19 protein-coding genes are annotated in these 17,452 nt (G+C 60.4%); 10 read left to right on the top strand and 9 right to left on the bottom strand.

What is annotated here, in order from left to right; genetic code table 11:
• The 6 genes from AB9K34_RS24395 to AB9K34_RS24370 form a co-directional block, all read left to right on the top strand.
• A partial coding sequence (locus AB9K34_RS24395; protein ID WP_369954146.1) for a formate--tetrahydrofolate ligase occupies window positions 1–259 on the top strand: 259 nt, incomplete at its 5' end.
• Window positions 260–270: 11 nt separating this feature from the next.
• The gene (locus tag AB9K34_RS24390) at window positions 271–1,125 is read left to right on the top strand and encodes a universal stress protein (protein ID WP_369957412.1); all 855 of its coding nucleotides are present in this window, start codon (window positions 271–273) and stop codon (window positions 1,123–1,125) included.
• Between the two features lie 114 nt (window positions 1,126–1,239).
• A complete protein-coding gene (locus AB9K34_RS24385) occupies window positions 1,240–2,211 on the top strand; it encodes a Bug family tripartite tricarboxylate transporter substrate binding protein (RefSeq protein ID WP_369957411.1) in 972 nt (323 codons plus the stop codon).
• A 45-nt stretch (window positions 2,212–2,256) separates the two neighbouring features.
• On the top strand, window positions 2,257–2,760 hold the full coding sequence (locus tag AB9K34_RS24380) for a tripartite tricarboxylate transporter TctB family protein (protein WP_369957409.1): 504 nt from the start codon (window positions 2,257–2,259) through the stop codon (window positions 2,758–2,760).
• A gap of 87 nt (window positions 2,761–2,847) precedes the next feature.
• On the top strand, window positions 2,848–4,317 hold the full coding sequence (locus AB9K34_RS24375; RefSeq protein ID WP_369957407.1) for a tripartite tricarboxylate transporter permease: 1,470 nt from the start codon (window positions 2,848–2,850) through the stop codon (window positions 4,315–4,317).
• 33 nt (window positions 4,318–4,350) lie between these two features.
• Window positions 4,351–6,108 carry a hypothetical protein gene (locus AB9K34_RS24370; protein WP_369957405.1) on the top strand — a complete coding sequence of 586 codons (1,758 nt, stop codon included), beginning with the start codon at window positions 4,351–4,353 and terminating at the stop codon, window positions 6,106–6,108.
• Between the two features lie 12 nt (window positions 6,109–6,120).
• Here the strand turns inward: AB9K34_RS24370 and AB9K34_RS24365 are convergent, their stop codons facing one another.
• Window positions 6,121–6,645, bottom strand: coding sequence for a porin (locus tag AB9K34_RS24365; protein WP_369957403.1), 525 nt, complete (start codon window positions 6,643–6,645; stop codon window positions 6,121–6,123).
• A 97-nt stretch (window positions 6,646–6,742) separates the two neighbouring features.
• Window positions 6,743–7,732 (bottom strand): NAD(P)H-quinone oxidoreductase, encoded by a 990-nt coding sequence (locus AB9K34_RS24360; protein ID WP_369957401.1) that lies wholly within the window; start codon window positions 7,730–7,732, stop codon window positions 6,743–6,745.
• 187 nt (window positions 7,733–7,919) lie between these two features.
• Here AB9K34_RS24360 and cobO point away from each other — a divergent pair, with 187 nt between their 5' ends.
• Window positions 7,920–8,528: a cob(I)yrinic acid a,c-diamide adenosyltransferase gene (gene cobO, locus AB9K34_RS24355; protein ID WP_369957399.1), complete on the top strand. Its 609-nt coding sequence runs from the start codon at window positions 7,920–7,922 to the stop codon at window positions 8,526–8,528.
• Window positions 8,529–8,660: 132 nt separating this feature from the next.
• The gene (locus AB9K34_RS24350; protein ID WP_369957398.1) at window positions 8,661–8,978 is read left to right on the top strand and encodes an HPF/RaiA family ribosome-associated protein; all 318 of its coding nucleotides are present in this window, start codon (window positions 8,661–8,663) and stop codon (window positions 8,976–8,978) included.
• A gap of 522 nt (window positions 8,979–9,500) precedes the next feature.
• On the opposite strand, the gene AB9K34_RS24345 is transcribed toward AB9K34_RS24350, so the two are convergent.
• The gene (locus AB9K34_RS24345; RefSeq protein WP_369957396.1) at window positions 9,501–9,707 is read right to left on the bottom strand and encodes a cold-shock protein; all 207 of its coding nucleotides are present in this window, start codon (window positions 9,705–9,707) and stop codon (window positions 9,501–9,503) included.
• A 220-nt stretch (window positions 9,708–9,927) separates the two neighbouring features.
• Between AB9K34_RS24345 and AB9K34_RS24340 the strand changes: the two genes are divergently transcribed.
• Window positions 9,928–10,245 (top strand): ArsC/Spx/MgsR family protein, encoded by a 318-nt coding sequence (locus AB9K34_RS24340; RefSeq protein ID WP_369957394.1) that lies wholly within the window; start codon window positions 9,928–9,930, stop codon window positions 10,243–10,245.
• A gap of 99 nt (window positions 10,246–10,344) precedes the next feature.
• Here AB9K34_RS24340 and AB9K34_RS24335 read toward each other — a convergent pair whose 3' ends face one another.
• The 5 genes from AB9K34_RS24335 to thrS all read right to left on the bottom strand — a co-directional run bounded on the left by AB9K34_RS24335 (window position 10,345) and on the right by thrS (window position 15,034).
• Window positions 10,345–10,893 (bottom strand): DoxX family protein, encoded by a 549-nt coding sequence (locus tag AB9K34_RS24335; protein ID WP_369957392.1) that lies wholly within the window; start codon window positions 10,891–10,893, stop codon window positions 10,345–10,347.
• Window positions 10,894–10,897: 4 nt separating this feature from the next.
• On the bottom strand, window positions 10,898–11,656 hold the full coding sequence (locus tag AB9K34_RS24330; protein WP_369957390.1) for a putative DNA-binding domain-containing protein: 759 nt from the start codon (window positions 11,654–11,656) through the stop codon (window positions 10,898–10,900).
• On the bottom strand, window positions 11,653–12,510 hold the full coding sequence (locus AB9K34_RS24325) for a DUF692 family multinuclear iron-containing protein (RefSeq protein WP_369957389.1): 858 nt from the start codon (window positions 12,508–12,510) through the stop codon (window positions 11,653–11,655). Before AB9K34_RS24325 ends, AB9K34_RS24330 begins: the two co-directional genes overlap by 4 nt.
• Window positions 12,511–12,566: 56 nt before the next feature.
• The gene (locus AB9K34_RS24320; RefSeq protein ID WP_369957387.1) at window positions 12,567–12,869 is read right to left on the bottom strand and encodes a DUF2282 domain-containing protein; all 303 of its coding nucleotides are present in this window, start codon (window positions 12,867–12,869) and stop codon (window positions 12,567–12,569) included.
• A gap of 218 nt (window positions 12,870–13,087) precedes the next feature.
• On the bottom strand, window positions 13,088–15,034 hold the full coding sequence (gene thrS, locus AB9K34_RS24315; RefSeq protein WP_369957385.1) for a threonine--tRNA ligase: 1,947 nt from the start codon (window positions 15,032–15,034) through the stop codon (window positions 13,088–13,090).
• 212 nt (window positions 15,035–15,246) lie between these two features.
• Here thrS and AB9K34_RS24310 point away from each other — a divergent pair, with 212 nt between their 5' ends.
• Window positions 15,247–16,356, top strand: a complete 1,110-nt coding sequence (locus tag AB9K34_RS24310; RefSeq protein WP_369957383.1) for an alpha/beta hydrolase — start codon at window positions 15,247–15,249, stop codon at window positions 16,354–16,356.
• Window positions 16,357–16,362: 6 nt separating this feature from the next.
• On the opposite strand, the gene AB9K34_RS24305 is transcribed toward AB9K34_RS24310, so the two are convergent.
• Window positions 16,363–17,382, bottom strand: a complete 1,020-nt coding sequence (locus tag AB9K34_RS24305) for a DUF4105 domain-containing protein (RefSeq protein WP_369957381.1) — start codon at window positions 17,380–17,382, stop codon at window positions 16,363–16,365.
• Window positions 17,383–17,452 lie beyond the last annotated feature (70 nt).

The raw sequence follows: 17,452 nt of genomic DNA, 5'->3' as shown, positions 1-17,452 counted from the left end.
GAAACAGTGGGAAGAGGCGGGCTATGGCAACCTGCCGATCTGCATGGCAAAGACGCAGTATTCCTTCACCACCGACCCCAACCGCCGCGGCGCCCCCACCGGCCACTCGGTTCCGGTCCGCGAAGTGCGCCTCTCCGCCGGTGCCGGTTTCGTGGTCGTCATCTGCGGCGAAATCATGACCATGCCCGGCCTCCCCCGCGTCCCATCGTCCGAAGCCATCAGGCTCAACGAAAAGGGACAAATCGACGGACTCTTCTGAGGGAGAATGCCATGATACGCAAGATCCTGGTTCCGGTACGCGGTGACGGCAAGGGCGATAACGTCCTTGCGCACGCTGCGGCGCTCGCGCATCGCAACAATAGCCACGTGGTGGTCACCCATTGTCGCGCGCGGCCCGAAGACCTGCTGCCCTTCGGGGTTCCTATCCCGGCGGTGTTTCGCAAGCAGATGATGAAACAGGCCGAAGAACTCGCGGATGTCGAGGAAGCGGGCATGCGCGAAGAGCTGAAGGCGCTGGTTGAAAAGCTTGACCTGGCGACTGACGTAGATCCGCATTCCGACCGGGCGACGGCGGAATGGGTCGAGGAGACTGGCAAGCAGGTTGATGTGATACGCCGTCACGGGCGGCTTGCCGATGTCATCGCGGTGCCACAGCCGGATATTGACAGGAACCTTGGTGCAAACACGCTGAAGGCGGCGTTGTTCCGCACCGGGCGTCCGGTTCTGATGGTGCCCAATGGCGTCGAGCCGCCGGAAAAGCTGTGCGAGCATGTCACGGTTGCCTGGAACGGGTCGATGGAAGCCTCGCGCGCGGTCACCATGACCTTGCCTGTCCTGAGAGCGGCGGGGCAGGTGACGATCCTGACATCGGGCGGAGAGCCCAACGCGGCGACGGCAGCGGATTTGCAGGATTATCTTCTGGCGCATCAGATCAAGGCCGCCATCCATCGCTTTGAAGGCGCGCGCAGGGTCGGTCCTGCTCTGCTTGCCTCCAGCCGCGAGGTCGGAGCCGATACCCTGATCATGGGGGCCTATGGTGACAGCCACGAAAAGGAAACGGTTTTTGGCGGCAACACCCAGCACATTGTCGATCAGGCAAAAATGCCCGTGATTCTGGTGCATTGAGATGTTGATCGGAGAGCAGACGAGGGGAAAACCATAACAGATCCGCCGACCTGAACGGTGGGCCGTGCGGCGCGACGCTTTCGCGTAACTCTAGGAGTATCCAGGGAGGATTAGATGACTAAGATGACTCTTACTAAGCGTATGTTTGTCAAGTTGGCGGGTGCCACGGCGCTTGCCGGTATGCTCGCGGGGCCCGCTGCCGCGTGGGAACCGACCAAGCCGGTCGATTTCGTGATCATGGCCGGTGCGGGTGGCGGCGCTGACCAGATCGCCCGTTTCCTGCAATCCGTTTCCGAGAAGAAGGATCTGACCAGACGTCCGCTTGTGCCCAACAACAAGGGCGGTGGATCGGGGGCGGAGGCCTTGATCGCCCTGAAAGGCACAAACGACCCGGATCATACCATTCTTGTCACGCTGAACTCGTTCTTCACCACGCCGCTGCGCCAGGAAAACCTGGGTATCGATGTGCAGAGCTTTACGCCCGTGGCGATGATGGGCGTGGACCCCTTCGTACTCTGGGTTCACAAGGACAGCGGCATCACCACCTTCGATGAGTGGCTCGCGAAGGTCAGAGAGGGCGGCTATGTCATGGGCGGCACGGGCAAGGGGCAGGAAGACAGCCTTGTCATTACCTTCCTCGAGCAGGCGTATGATCTCGACATCAAGTACATCCCCTACAAGGGCGGCGGTGCGGTCGCCAAGGATCTCGCCGGTCAGCAGATTATGGCCAGTGTGAACAACCCCGCAGAAGCCAAGGGCTTTTATCAGGCGGGGGACGTGGTGCCGCTGGTTGCGTTTTCGGACGAACGCCTGTCGGCCTACCCGGATGTTCCGACGGTCAAGGAACTGGGCCAGGACTTCAGCTATTACAACCAGCGCGCCGTGGTCGGAGCGCCCGGCATGTCGGATGAAGCGGCGGCCTACTATCAGGATCTGTTCAAGGCCATCTACGACACCGAAGAGTGGCAGGCCTACATGGAGTCAGAAAGCCTTTCGCCGCTCTGGATGAACCCGGAAGAGCAGAAGGAATACTGGGCGGTCCAGGTCGAGCGTCACAAGGAACTGCTGGCGTCGATGGGCGAATAAGCCCGGTCAGCCTGCACTACAGTCTCGGAGTCTAAGGAGGGCAACATGCGCCTTGCAGAAATCGTCACCGCGGGGGTTCTTGCCCTCCTTTCCATCTACCTGATGTGGAAAAGCACCGAGTTGAACGTGGGCTACATCACCGGTGAAGGCCCCGGCGGCGGGGCCTGGCCGTTCTGGCTGTCAGGTATCATGCTGATTTGCACCATCATGATCGCAATCAACTGGTATCGGCAAAGCTCGCCACCCTCACGCTCGACAGAGCCGCTGCTTGACGGATATGGCAAACGCACTCTGGTGCTGGTCGGCGGAGGGCTTCTCGGTTTTGTCGGGCTGACAGGCATCATCTCGATGTATGGCGCAATGGCGGTTTTCCTGCTGTATTACCTGCGCTTTCTGGGCCGGCACACCTGGACGCTGACCCTGATCCTTTCGACGGCGATTCCCATCGGTTTCTTCTTCTTCTTCGAGGCGCTGATGCGGATCACGCTGCCCAAGGGGATGAAGTTCACCGAGCCGTTCTTCAACATTCTCTACTCGATCATCTACTGACCCGGCCAGCTGGCGCGCGCACGGTAACGGAGGACTAAGGCCATGGAAATTCTGGGGCTACTCACGGACGGCATCATGACGTCGCTCATGCCCATCAATATCTTGCTGATACTGGTCGGGGTGACACTGGGGCTCTTCATCGGGGCGATGCCGGGGCTGGGTTCGGTGAACGGTGTGGCGATCCTGCTGCCAATCACCTTTCTCGTGCCGCCGGGATCCGCGATCATCTTTCTTGCCGCAATCTATTACGGTGCGATGTATGGCGGTGCCATCAGCTCGATCACCCTGGGTATTCCCGGCGCATCGACCGCCGTGGCCACCACATTTGACGGACGGCCACTGGCGATGAAGGGCAGGGCGAGCCTGGCGCTCGTCACTGCCGCGCTGGCGTCTTTCATCGGCGGAACGGTGTCCAACGTGCTCTTCACCGTCTTTGCGCCACTGCTGGCCAAGGTCGCGTTGATTTTCGGCCCGCCGGAGATCTTTGCGCTGATGCTGCTGGCCTTTGCCACATTCGTCGGGCTGGGTGGTGATGACATCCCCAAGACCATCCTGTCGATCTGCCTTGGTCTGGTGTTTGCTGCCGTCGGTTTTGATGAAATCTCGGGTGCGCCGCGACTGGTGTTCTTTGATATCCCCGGCTTCCTGCATGGCATCAATTTCCTCGTTCTGGCCATCGGTGTTTATGGTATCGGCGAGATGATCTGGACCATCGAGAGTACTCGGGGTGAGATCACCACGACCGAGGCCAAGATGACGGTCAAGGGGATCGTGAATGACTCCAAAGAGGGGATGAAGCGCGGCTGGAAAGGTACGGCGATCGGATCGATCCTGGGCTTCTTTGTCGGTATCCTGCCGGCCGCCGGGGCGACGCCGGGTTCGCTCATGTCGTATGGTGTCGCCAAACTTGTCGCCAAGAGACCCGAGGAATTCGGCAAGGGGCATCCCGGTGGCGTCGCCGCGCCGGAAGCGGCCAACAACTCGGCCTCTACAGGTGCCATGCTGCCGATGCTGACACTGGGTATTCCCGGTTCGCCCACGACCGCGATCCTGCTCGGTGGCATGGTGATCTGGGGTCTGACACCGGGGCCGCGCCTGTTCACCGACCAGCCGGATTTCGTCTGGGGTCTGATCGGGTCGTTCTATATTTCCAACCTGTTCGCAGTGATCGTGAACCTGGCCTTCATCCCGCTGTTCATCTGGATGCTGCGTATGCCCTTCACGGTTCTGGCTCCGCTGATCTTCGTCCTGTCGGTTGTGGGCGGCTATGCGGCAACGCAGGACATGCATGATGTCTGGCTGATGCTTTTCTTCGGGTTCGGCGCATTCTTCCTGCGCAAGCTGGATTATCCGCTCGCGCCTGCGGTGCTGGCCATCGTGCTTGGCCCGATCGCCGAGCCGACCTTGCGGCAGTCGCTGCTGCTTTCGTCGGGCGATGCGACGATCTTCTTCACCCGGCCGATTGCGGGCCCGATCACGATCATTGCAATCATCCTGATCCTTCTGCCACTGTTCAAGGCGATCCGCGACCGGTCTCGCAAGGCGAGCGAGGCCTAGGTCGCGGGGCATATCCCAATCGGAGGAACGGTCATGACGGACAAAACCGAAGACTTCCATGCCTGGAACCCGGGCCTGAGTTCGGAAATTCCTGCGCACCTGATGCCGATGGTCACGCTCTATCGCCCCGAGGCATCTACGGTGTCCTATGCCGAGGCCAAGGAGGCCTCGGAATTCTGTGGGCGCAAGCCGATGGAGATGAACGCCTTTACCGCAAGGCGACTGGTCCGGCATGAGTTGCTGATCCGGCTGATGGCCGACATCAACATACCGGACGGACCGGAATATCCGGAATTGGGCGAGCATCTGCGTGCGATGGCGCAGACGATTCTGGACGGCTATATCGAACCCAGGATGGCGTCGCTCGAGCTTGAGTTCGACCGTCTGCGCGAGCGTATTTCGCAACGCCTCTCGTCGCGGCTCGAGCAGGACGTTTATACGCGCAGCCCGGCGGACCAGGGCAAAGCCGAGGGATTGCTGGCGCGGCTCGGCCTGCAAAAATCCACGCCCGGCGAGACGCCCGAGGCGCCCGAAATCTTGGCTCTGGTGCAATGGAAAGAAGAGGTGGACCGCCCCGGTGATGCGTTCGAGCGCGCGTGCCTGCGCGGTCTTCTCGCTATTGTCGGCGGGATTGTGGGCCAGAGGGGGCGATTGTTTGCCGAGCGCGATCTGGTGCTGAAATGGGCGACAAACTGGGTCTCAAACAGCTATGGCACCCATCGGATCGGCCAGCAGATCCAACCGCTGATCAAGGAGGCCGTGCGCCGCGAGGGCTACCGAACCCTGCCATTCCAATCGGCACCGCTTTTCATGAGCGTCAAGGGCGGTCCCGGCGCCGGCAAGAGCACGTTGCGCCCGTTGCAACGCGAGCTGGCCGGACGTCTGAACGTCCCGTGGGAGGATTTCGCCAAGATCAGCCCGGATTATTGTCGCAAGTTCCTGCTGGATTACGACAGCCTCGGGGACGATTTCCGCTATGCCTCGTCGTTTACCGCACAGGAACTCGAGATCATCGATCGCAAGATCGACGGCTACATGGAGGCGAAAGCGGCCAATTCCGAGATGCCGCATGTGCTTGTCGATCGGTTCCGCTTCGACAGTTTCATGCCCGCACCTTATCAGAAGCCCGGCGGCACGCTGCTCAGCCGCTTTGCCGACACGGTCTACCTGTTCTTCATGATCACACCGCCCGAGGACACGGTCGAGCGGGCATGGCAACGCGGGCTCAAGACCGGACGCTACAAGGCTCTTGACGATATGCTGCATTTCAATGTCGAAGCGAATATCGGCATGCCGCAACTGTTCTTCAACTGGGTCAAGAAAACCAACCAGAAGATCCATTTCGAGTTTCTGGACAATAGCGTGCCGCTTGGCGAGCGACCAAGGACGGCGGCCTTTGGCTGGAATGACAGCATCACGATACTTGATCCCGACTGCATGCGCAGCATGGGGCGCTATCACAACATCAATATCGAGGCTCGCAGCCCCGAAGAGGTTCTTCTGCCCGGCGATCCGCCCGGCGAAGACATCCTGCGCGACTGCATGATGCGCGTGGCCAACGTCACCTTTGCCGACCAGATCAGCCTTGAAATCGGCGCGCAGACGCGGGATGGCACCTGTGCCTATGCGCGGGAAGGGTTTCTGGAAGAGCTTTCACTCGGCGGGATCTGCAAGCGTCTTGCAGAGCGGGCGGGACGCGGCACCGCCATCCCGTCTGATCCAGACAGCGCGACGCCGGTCGATATCGAGGCGGATCGGAAATTCACGGTCGGGGCATGGGGCGGAGATTGATCGCCGCAAGATTCAGAACTGGAACGCCAGCCGCATGCGTAGGGACGAAATTTCCATATCCAGCCCCTTGAAATCGTAGGAATCGCGCAGCCATTCCGCGCCGATGGAGAGTACGTCGTTCACCCTGTAATCGAGACCAAGGCTCACAGCCGTTCCATCCTCGTTGTTGCCGGTGCCATCGCCGATCTCGGAATATCCGTAGGTGCCGTACAGTATCACCGATCCCAGGTCGTATCCCAGCCTGGCCTTGATCCGCCGCGCCATCAGATCGTGTTCAAATGGCATCTGCGCGTAGTTCAGCCTGTCAACATTCAGTTCGGCCCCCAGCACGATGCCGTGACCGATGATGCGATTGTACCCGGCGAGCAATCCGTATGTGTCGGATTCTTCGGTCATCGTCCGGCCGAAATAGGTTAACTCTGTGTCGGTTCTGCCAATCTGCCCGCCGGCGTAGAAGCCCGTCCACGTGTCGGCCGAAGACAGGGCTGGGGCCGTTGCAAACATAAGGAATAGAACCAAACCGGCCAGGTTCTGCATTGGCGCGTTCCCCAAAGATGGCTACCTTACGTCGATAGCACAGCCATGGGGTGAGCGAACCTCGCCATATATGGGGATGATTGCGCGGGCCGGAGGTTCAGGCCTTGGGCGCGAGCAGAATTTTGCCCCGATGCGCGGCCTTTTCCATCATGTCATGCGCCTCGGCCGCCGCGTCGAAACCAAACACGCGGTGGGTCTGTGCCGACAAGTGTCCGGCGGCAAACATCGGCCAGACCTTGTCCCGCAACTCGCTGGCAATCTCGGTCTTGAAGCGTTCAGGGCGCGAGCGCAGCGTCGATCCCGTATAGACCAGCCGCTTGAGCATGATCGGCATGAGGTTGATCTCGACCTTGGAGCCGGCATTGAATGCCAATTGCACGATGCGGGCATCCGGGCTTGCGGCCTTGACGTTGCGGGCGACATAGTCGCCGCCGATGATGTCAAGGATCAGGTTCGCGCCACCGGCATCGCGCACCACGTCCACGAAATCCTCTTCCTTGAAATTGATAGCCCGTTCCGCTCCGAGGCTCTTCACATACGAACAATCATCCGCATTGGCGCAGGTGGTGAACACCCGCATGCCCAATGCCTTGCCCAACTGGATCGCGGTTGATCCGATGCCACCCGCACCCCCATGCACCAGCAACAGTTTGCCTTTCGGGTCGGGCTGAGCGTGAAACAGGTTGCTCCAGACGGTGAAATACGTCTCGCACAGGCCGGCGGCATCCTGTTCGCTGATACCCTCGGGGATCGGCAGGCAATGGCCGGCATCGACCGCGACATATTCGGCATAGCCGCCCCCGTTGGTGAGCGCGCAGACACGGTCGCCCACGGCCCAGTGCGATACCCCCGATCCCACGGCACAGACTTCTCCCGAGACTTCAAGACCGAGCAGATCGGACGCACCCTTGGGCGGCGGATAATGACCGCGCCGCTGAACGAGATCGGGGCCGTTGACGCCCGCGGCAGTCACGCGGATCAGAACCTCGCCATCGCGCGGGACCGGCACCGCTCGTTCACCGGGCACCAGCACTTCGGGCTTGCCGGGTTCGCGCATTTCTACCGTTTTCATGGTTTCAGGCAGCATGTGTCTCTCTCCTGGCCGGGGGCTTGTTTTTCGGTCAAAGCCTATGATTTTCAAGAGAATATGGCAAACGCAAAGAACGGTCATACCGGGTTGGACGCGTAAAAAATCGGCTCTGGCCATCGCGTTCCGACAGGCGCTGGTATAAGCAGACCCATCGGAAATTCGCCCCTACGCACAGGACAGAGCCATGCAAGATGAAAACACCCGCCATCGAGACAAGATGCGCAAGATCAAGGCCGCGCGAGACCGCATGATGGCGACCAAGACCGACCAGAAGGGGTTGCTGATCGTGCACACGGGGCCGGGCAAGGGGAAGTCCTCATCAGGGTTCGGAATGGTGATGCGGTGTATCGCGCATGGGATGCCTTGTGCCGTGGTGCAGTTCATCAAGGGAAACTGGAAAACCGGCGAAGCAGATTTCCTGCGTGAACGGTTTGCCGACGAGTGCACCTTTGTCATCTCGGGCGAAGGGTTCACCTGGGAAACCCAGGACCGCGAGCGCGATATCGCCGCTGCGCAGGCAGGATGGGCGAAGGCGAAGGAGCTGATCCGCAACCCGGATATCCGGTTTGTCCTTCTGGACGAGATCAACATCGCATTGCGCTATGACTATCTGGATATCGACGAGGTTGTCGATTTTCTGCTGACCGAAAAGCCTGCGATGACGCACGTGGTTTTGACCGGGCGGAATGCCAAGCCCGAGCTGATCGAAGCCGCCGATCTGGTGACCGAGATGACACTTGTGAAACACCCGTTCCGAGATGGCATCAAAGCCCAGGCAGGAGTCGAGTTCTGAGACGGGACCGGTTGCAAGATCGGTGGCAATAACCCGAGCGAGGTGCGGACCGGATCAGACGTTGCCCGTCCGCTCTTGAAACCCGCCTCGGGCAAGCATACCCCTTGGGATAATACTGAAGGGAGACTGCAAATGCAGATTCAGGTCAACACCGACAATTTCATTCATGGTGACGAGAGAGTGGCGGAGGTCGCCGAAGCAGCCGTGAGGTCGGACCTTGGTCACTTTGAGGAGCGACTGACCCGTATCGAGGTTCATCTGAAGGATCAGAACGCAGACAAGCATGGGCCGGAGCACATCCGTTGCACCATCGAGGCGCGGCCACGCGGCATGGATCCGTTGGCGGCCCATCACGATGCGGCCGACATCCGCGCCGCTTTGAAAGGCGCCGCGAAAAAACTGCGGGCACGGCTTTCAAGCGAGTTTGACAAGCAAGACGCACATCATTGAATTGCATTTCCACGCAGGATTGCCCTGCGTTCGGTTGAGATCGTGTTGAGCGGCCCCGTTATCGGGGACGCTCGTCGCTGCCGCGGTATGGATCGCGGCGTCGGCTCTACCTAAGAGAGAGCGACCGTTACCTTACGTCACGCATGGGGCGAAACCTTCAAAGAAATTGCACGAGATCCGCTGGAAACATACTGTTTCCTGCCCCTTTGGGGTAGACACGACTCGGTCAGCCCGGGATTATCCCCGCATTGGTGCGTAAGCCTGTCGTGAGTGGTGGGCCAATTTTCAGTAGTAAAGTGTTGGCGGCTTGGGGCGTGTTGCGTACGTTGATGTACAGGCCACACAGGTCATAATTCTGCGACCGTTTTCATGTCGCAAGTCGCCGACAAATTTTCCGAGCGACCTCCGTGTTGCTTCTGCTGCGATTCTCTGCGGCGGGATGAGTGCGACTGATGCCACGATTTTGCCGGTCTTGGCGCGTCCCGTGAACACGCCGGGACGCGGCGTTCTTTTTAGCTTGCGTCAGAGCGGCTTCAGGTTTGCGGCCATTTCCCGGCCGTCGCGGCCTTCCTGCAGTTCATAGTCGACTTTTTGATTGTCAGCCAGGCCAGTCAGACCAGATCGTTCTACGGCCGAGATATGTACAAACACATCCTTCCCGCCGGTGTCGGGGGCGATGAAGCCGTAGCCTTTTGTCGTGTTAAACCATTTCACGGTGCCGGTTGGCATTTCCCGTGTCTCCTTCTAATTTACTTTGTGCCCCGAAATCGCGGTGGCGTCCATTGTTGCGCACGCTCCCGAGCCGTGATCGCGCCGGCCGCCCGGAACAAGTGCACGCAGAAGGAGTGTAGCAACTCTTAAGATCGCACGACCCGATGAAAAATCAAGAAAAAGGCGATCTATTACGTTGGATTGACGGAAATTTGCGCATCAACAGAGGAGATGCACGATGGTTCTTTATGGGCTAAAAAACTGTGATACCTGCCGCAAGGCGCTGAAATCATTGAAAGAGGTGCGCTTTGTGGATGTCCGCGGCGAAGGCGTTCCGCCGGATGTTCTTGAACGGGCCGAGGCGCAATTCGGCGATGCGCTGCTGAACACGCGTTCGACGACCTGGCGTGGGCTCAGCGAAACGGAACGCGCACGCCCACGGCTTGATCTGCTTGTCGATCATCCGGCGCTGATGAAACGACCGCTGATCGAAAACAATGGCCAGTTGACGCTGGGTTGGAACGCAGACGTGCAGGCGGCCCTCGGCGTTTCCTAGAGCGGTGTCTGTTCCTGGATCACGCACAGCAGGGCCTGAATGCGCAACGCAGCACTGATTCTGGGAGCCGTCGCCGCATCCGAGAGTGCAAATCGTACCCTAGGACAGGCGGCCCATCAGCCGGTCGAGTGACAGCGGCCCGGCGCCCTTGACGACGATCACCAGCAGAACCATCACCCACAAGGTTCGCTGATCCATGATCAGGCTGCCCGACGCGGCGTCGAACCACGCTCCAAGTGTGGTCGCATCGGTCGCGCCGTGGCCGACGATATCGGTGGCGGATTGCAGGATCACGAATCCGATCATGCCGATGGCGGCCAGACGGCTGAGCAATCCCACGAGGATCAATGCGGGAAGGACGAATTCCGCCCAGGTGCCGAGCAACGCCACCGCCCAATGAAAGAAACCCAGTTGCGAACTGTCATAGCTCACCGCTTCCATCGCGCGGGGAAAGATCTGCACATAGGCACCGTCAGAGGGTGAAAACAGACCGAACATACCGCTGCCGACCTTGGTCAGCGCCGATTTCCAGAAATAGACCAGCAAAACGGCGGCGAATACGAACCGCGCCAGGGTCGGCAGGATCAGGCCGGCATGGCGGTCAAGCCAGTCGAACACGGCATTATGCAACGAGATCAGCGCGGTCATGGGCTCAGTCCTTGTCTGTCAGTGATGTGATTGCATTCCCGGTCAGCAGCAGGGTCAGCGGACCGGTCATGTCGAAGTCGGCGGCGTCCTGATGCGCGATGTCGAGGGCCTGGCCAATGCTCTGGCCCTGCAAGAGAGCCTGAACCCAGGCATAGCCACCCGGTGGCAGCAATGCCGGCGACGGATCAAATTCCGCGCGTGTTATGAGGACGTCCTGAGCGGTCGGTGTCGGCTTGGGCGCGCCGGCCTGCGTGTTGTATCGCCAGATGTCGTGGATCGGCCAGGGCGACCGCACGAGCCGGACGGACGGGGTGAGTGTCAGCCGTGTCGCGAGCAAGGTTTCTGCCGACAGCGAAGCCAGCGACTCGGATGCGATCGGCGTGGCATCGGCGGCGTGATAGGAATGGCGCAGAGCAAGTTCCAGTCGCGCGATGTCGGGCAGATAACCCAGATGCGAAAGCTGCGGCAGGCGCGCAATGAAATCCGGCAGGGCCTCGCCGTAAAACATCATCAGCGTCGAGGTCGGTGGATGCGCGCGCACGAACATGCGCGCCATGCCATCCATGTTGTCCTTGCCGAGCAGCTTGGCGAGAACGGGAAAACCGGCGTGCAACGCCTCGACCAGTGAAACGACCACGTTGTTGCGATAGACGTCAAAGCGCGCTCCTGCCGGGTGCCCGTCGCTGTCACGCAATCCGTCCGGCGCGGCGCGGTCGGGCGCAAGCAATGCCTGGCGGAACAGGGATTGCGACACGGTGGTCACGCGGCGACCCGGCTGAGTAAGGCGGCGGCCCGCGCGGCTTCATCGCGCAGAACGGGCCAGTCCGGCACGTCATTGTCCCATTCGACCAGCACGGGAAGCGGTCCCGCGCGCATCAGCGCATGATCCAGCAGCGCCCAGACCGGATCGACAACAGGTTTGCCGTGGCTGTCGATCAACAGCGGCGCGCCGTATTCGTCGGCGTCTTCATCGTGGCCGCCCACATGGATTTCTCCTACCTCGGTGAGGGCGAAGGCATCGATATAGTCCTGCGGAGCGGTTTTCAGATTGGTGGCGGAAATGAAGACGTTGTTCACATCGAGAAGCAGACCGCAGCCCGTGCGCCGCACCAGTTCGGCAAGGAACTCGGGTTCGGACCAGGTGCTTTCGGCAAAAGCAAGGTAACTTGAGGGGTTCTCAAGCAGCATCCGACGGCCAAGGGTGGTCTGTACCTGATCGATATGCGCGGCGACGCGGGCGAGCGTGGTATTGGTATAGGGCAGGGGGAGCAGGTCATTCAGGAACTCGGCCCCATGCGTGGACCAGGCGAGATGCTCGGAAAAGCTCGCCGGTTCCAACCAGCCCAACAGGTGCTTAAGCCGCCCGAGGTGATCTGTATCCAGCGGTGCCTCGCCGCCAATCGAGAGACCGACACCATGAACCGAGATCGGAAATCGTTCGGCCAGCGCGCGCAATTGTGCGAGGGGGCGGCCGCCGTCTCCCATGTAGTTCTCGGCGTGGATCTCGAGCCACTCGACCGGACCGGGAGCGTCGGTGATGTCTGTGAAATGTTGCGGTTTGTAGCCGACTCCGGCACCCGCTGGCAGCGATCCGGCTTTGACTGAGGCATCCAGCATGGCGGTGCTTTCCCGTCGACAGGACGGGCCGGTGACGGCCCGCCCGGTTGTATGGCTTATGCCGGCAGGTCGCGGGTCAGCGCTTCGAGCGACCCCTGGCGCGGGGTGCCGTCTGCCATTGCCGGCAGCTCCATGTCTTCGCAGGTGCCGGCGTCAACAAGCGTCCACGCGTTGCCCTGGTAATCAACGGTCGAGGTTCCGGCACATGTGGTGCCCGGACCCGCGGCACAGTCATTCTGACCGGCCAGCGCGATGCCATAGCATTTTTCCTTGGCCTGTGCGCTGGCGGCGTTGGTGGTGGCGGCCAGCGCAGCAGCAACGGCGCCTGCAACGGCCAGTGTCTTTGCGGTGTTGGACATGGTTGGTCTCCCTCGAATTGTTCAACATCTTCGATCTGTGATGAAAAAAGATATGTGATCTGCCGGGCCGCGTGAACTCACGAGCCCGTGTCTCACGTCCCCGTCAGGCCGTGTTACGACGAACGGCGGCGCAAAGGTCCAAAATAAGGAGATATTTGTCAAATGTTTCAATCCGGCCCGCGCTTCAGGGCCGGATTGTTTCGTGTGCGGCGCGATTATTACAAAAGATCCGGTGGCGTCGCTTCGCGCGACAGGGCGGTTGTAACATCTGCCAGCGCCTGAACGCTGGTTTGCTTTTCGCCAAGGCGGCGCACGGATACGGTCCGCTCTTCGATCTCTCGGCCACCGACGGCAAGGATCACCGGGACCTTGCCGACCGAGTGTTCACGCACCTTGTAATTGATCTTTTCGTTGCGCGTATCCGGTTCTGCGCGCACGCCGACTCTTCGCAGTTCGGCGACGACATCATGCACGTAGTCGTCAGCCTCGGAGGTGATCGAGGCCACGACGACCTGGCGCGGTGCCAGCCAGAAGGGCAGCTTGCCCGCATGTTCTTCGATCAGGATTCCGATGAAGCGTTCGAAGCTGCCCAGGGTTGCGCGGTGCAGCATGACCGGTCGATGCTTGGCCCCGTCGGCGCCGATATAGGTCGCGTCCAACCGTTCCGGCAGGACAAAATCCACCTGATGGGTGCCGCATTGCCAATCGCGCCCGATCGCATCGGTCAGCACGAATTCCAGTTTGGGTCCATAAAACGCACCTTCGCCGGGATTCAGCTCGGGTTCGATACCGGCAGCACGGGTGGCTGACAGCAGCGCCGCCTCGGCCTTGTCCCATACCTCATCCGATCCGGAACGCGTCTCCGGACGGTCCGAGAATTTCACGCTGAACTTCTCGAAACCGATGTCCCTGTAAATCTCGCTGAGAAAACGGATGAATTCGGCAGTCTCGGACTCGATCTGATCCTCGCGGCAGAAGATATGTCCGTCGTCCTGCGTGAACCCGCGCACCCGCATGATGCCGTGCAGTGCGCCCGAAGGCTCGTACCGGTTGCAACTGCCGAATTCGGCCATGCGCAACGGCAGGTCACGATAGGATTTCAGGCCCTGATTGAAGATCTGAACATGACAGGGGCAGTTCATCGGCTTGAGCGCATTCACCGATTTTTCGCGCGCGTGCTCCTCGTCGACTTCGACGATGAACATGTGCTCCTGATACTTGTCCCAGTGTCCCGACGCTTCCCACAGCTTGCGATCCACCACTTGCGGGGTGTTGACCTCGACATAGCCGCCGGCGCGCTGTTTGCGGCGCATATAGTCTTGCAGCGTGGTATAGACGGTCCAGCCGTTGGGATGCCAGAAAATCTGGCCCGGCGCCTCTTCCTGCATGTGAAACAGGTCCATCTCGCGACCCAGCTTGCGATGATCGCGCTTGGCCGCCTCTTCCAGCATGGTGAGATGTGCCTTCAGCTTTTCCTTGTTCTGAAAGGCGACGCCGTAAATGCGCTGCAACATCGCGCGGTCGCTGTCGCCGCGCCAATAGGCACCCGCGATCGACATCAGCTTGAATGCGTCACCCGGGACCTGCCCGGTATGTTGCAGGTGTGGCCCACGACACAGATCCTGCCAATCCCCATGCCAATACATGCGCAGGGGTTCGTCGCCCGGAATCGCCTCGATCAGCTCGACCTTGTAGGGTTCGTTGTTGTCGGTGTAGTGCTTGATCGCGCGCTCGCGCTCCCAGACCTCTGTGGCCACGGGGTCGCGTTTGTTGATGATCTCTTTCATCTTCTTTTCGATCAGCCCGAGATCTTCAGGGGTGAACGGATCCTCGCGATCAAAATCGTAGTACCAGCCATTGTCGATCACCGGGCCGATCGTGACCTTGGTATCGGGCCAGATTTCCTGCACGGCGCGCGCCATGATGTGAGCGAGGTCATGGCGAATCAGCTCGTTGGCCTGCGCCTCGTCCTTCATCGTGTGAATTGCGATATCGGCATCGGCGTCGATGGGCCAGGCAAGGTCCCAATGCCGGCCATTGACCGTGGCGCTGATGGCCTTTTTGGCGAGCGAGGTGGAGATATCGGCCGCGACCTGCGCCGCCGTGATGCCGGCGTCATAGGATCGTGCATTGCCATCGGGAAGGGTGAGGGAGATTTGGGCCATCTGGGCCTCCTCGTCGGTTTGGCGCCCACTGAACGCCCGGTTGCGGGTTATGTCTGCGGGCGCCTGTTTGGGCCGCGTTCTGTATCAAGTCAACCGTCTATTGCACCAGATCGGGACTTGTCAGTCCGGCGGCGCCCCGTGATAATTCGCGCCCAATGGCTCGCGGTCGAAACGGAGCGGGCCGCTCAGGACCAGACCCGGAGAATTGCACCATGATCGCCACCATTCGCGCGCTAGCAGCCCTGCTTTTGTGCATCGGGTTGTTGTCCTGCACGCGTCCCCCGGATCTGATCGGCATCGACAACGCGTCTGCACCGGCCCGCGCCGTCACCGAAGCCAGCAGGCAGAAGATCTTTATCGCGACAACGCGCGAAGCCACGGAAGCGATCGGGGTGTTTTATTCCGGCGAGCGGGCACCCGATCTGGGTCTGTCCTCGGTTGTCGTATCGATCCCTCCGACCCACAAGCCGGGCATGATCGAGCGGCCGAAACGGCTGCCCCCGGACCCTCGGACAGAGTTTGCGGTGATCGAGCCTGCAGTCTATGGGAACTCGAACGCGTTCGTGGCGGGGATCAATGCCGAACTTGCAACAAGGGCTCCTGAGGATCGCGATATCCTCCTATTCGTGCACGGCTACAACAACACCTTTACCGATTCGGTCCTTCGCATCGCGCAATTCGTCGAGGACACGAATTTCTCCGGTGTACCGGTGTTGTTCTCCTGGGCTTCGGCGGGCAAGGCATCACACTATGTCTACGACCTGAACAGTGCGCTCGCGGCACGGCCACAATTGCTGAACACGGCCCGGATGATGCGGGCAACGCGGGCCAATGGCGTCGATCTGTTCGCGCATTCCATGGGTTCCCTGCTTACCGTCGAAGCATTGGTCGAAGCCACGGTCTCGAACACCCCCTGGTCGTTCACGGGTGTCAACAATATCATGTTCGCGGCGCCGGATATCGATCTTGATCTGTTCAAGACGCAGTTGCGCCGCATACGGGGAAAGACGGGGAATGTCTTTGTGTTCGTGTCGCGCGATGACAGGGCATTGATGGTATCGCGACGGATCTCGGGCGGGGTGGACCGCGTGGGCGAAACGGATGCCGCCGAACTCTCTGCTCTCGGCGTTACGGTCATCGACCTCAGCGAGATTGACGATTCCGCATCGGGCACGCATTCCAAGTTTGCAGGCTCTCCGGAAGTGGTTCAACTGATCGGGTCGAGCCTGGAAAAAGACAATTTCGATACCAAGGTGAAGCCTCCGACACTGGTCGAGGTGCTGAACGATGTTCCGGTGATGCAGGTGCTCGTTCCGGATTGAACCGCATCATGATCCGCTCGGACCGGGTTGCGGTTGCGGAACGTCGCGCCGGATAGCCTCGGAGAAGCCGGGTTCAAGCCCGTGAGCCTTGGCGCGGCGGTCAATCCGGCCCAGGGCGCGCAGGTCGGAGAGCGAATAACGCATATCCAGGGCCTGTTGGTCATAGGCGTAATCGGGCAGGTAGCCGTTCGCCAGCAGGCGCCAATCCAGCGGCAGCCCATCGCCAATGGCGCGCATCATCCGCACAACGACGGTGGTGCAATTCGTGGTGATGGAATTGTAGAACTCGGGCCGTTGGGAGAGCGCATTGGCATCGCGCACGTATTCGGTGAGCAGAGCGCGAGCCACTTGCGGGTCGGCGGCAAGGCGGAAGAGTTGCACATCTTCGTTGCGTAAATTTGACCGTACACCCACGACATCGCGCTCATCTGCTGCGACGATTACCAGAGTGTTGGATTTGAATGCGTCCGCCAGAGGGGAAAACGCGCCGCCGACCTCGCGCCGGACCTCGACAGACCATGCCAGTTGTTCGCCATCGGCAAAGCCAAAGCTGACGATGAAATGCGCCATCAACGGACCCGCCCAGTAAGACAGGAACATGTCAACCGTTTGCAACTCGTTCAAATCATAACTGCGGGTTTCCCAACGCGGGATCGCGTCGTCGGGCCCCGTCCAGTCGAAATTGCGCAGGTTGTCGAGGGTCAGGATATCGCCCTCGATACGGCCGGTGACCTGCCGCGCCACGTCGGGCGACCAATTTCGCTCGGTGGGTGGGGCAATGCCATTCCACCAGAACAAGAGTGCCGCCAGCCCAAGCCCGAAGAGGCCAAGCGCGCCAATCCTGCGCCGGGTAAAGAGCGCAATGGCGACGATCAGGCCAAATACCGCGAATCCTGCAATCGCGAACAGCTTGTTCTGTTCGGTCAGCGGGCCGTGATACCAGAGCGCCAGGCAGCCCCAGACTGTCGCCAGCGTGACGGCCAACAGGCAAAACAGGATGGGGATGAGGCGAATGATCCTGAACATGGGCAATCCTTGATGATTGGGCACGCATTACGTATTCCGTGACCGTCCCACAAGCCGCTTGCGATGAGGT

Origin of the sequence: Sedimentitalea sp. XS_ASV28 (assembly GCF_041224545.1) — a bacterium.
GTDB lineage: Bacteria > Pseudomonadota > Alphaproteobacteria > Rhodobacterales > Rhodobacteraceae > Sedimentitalea.
The sequence above is the reverse complement of the archived record's forward strand: the minus strand, read 5'-3'. Positions and strand labels throughout refer to the sequence as shown.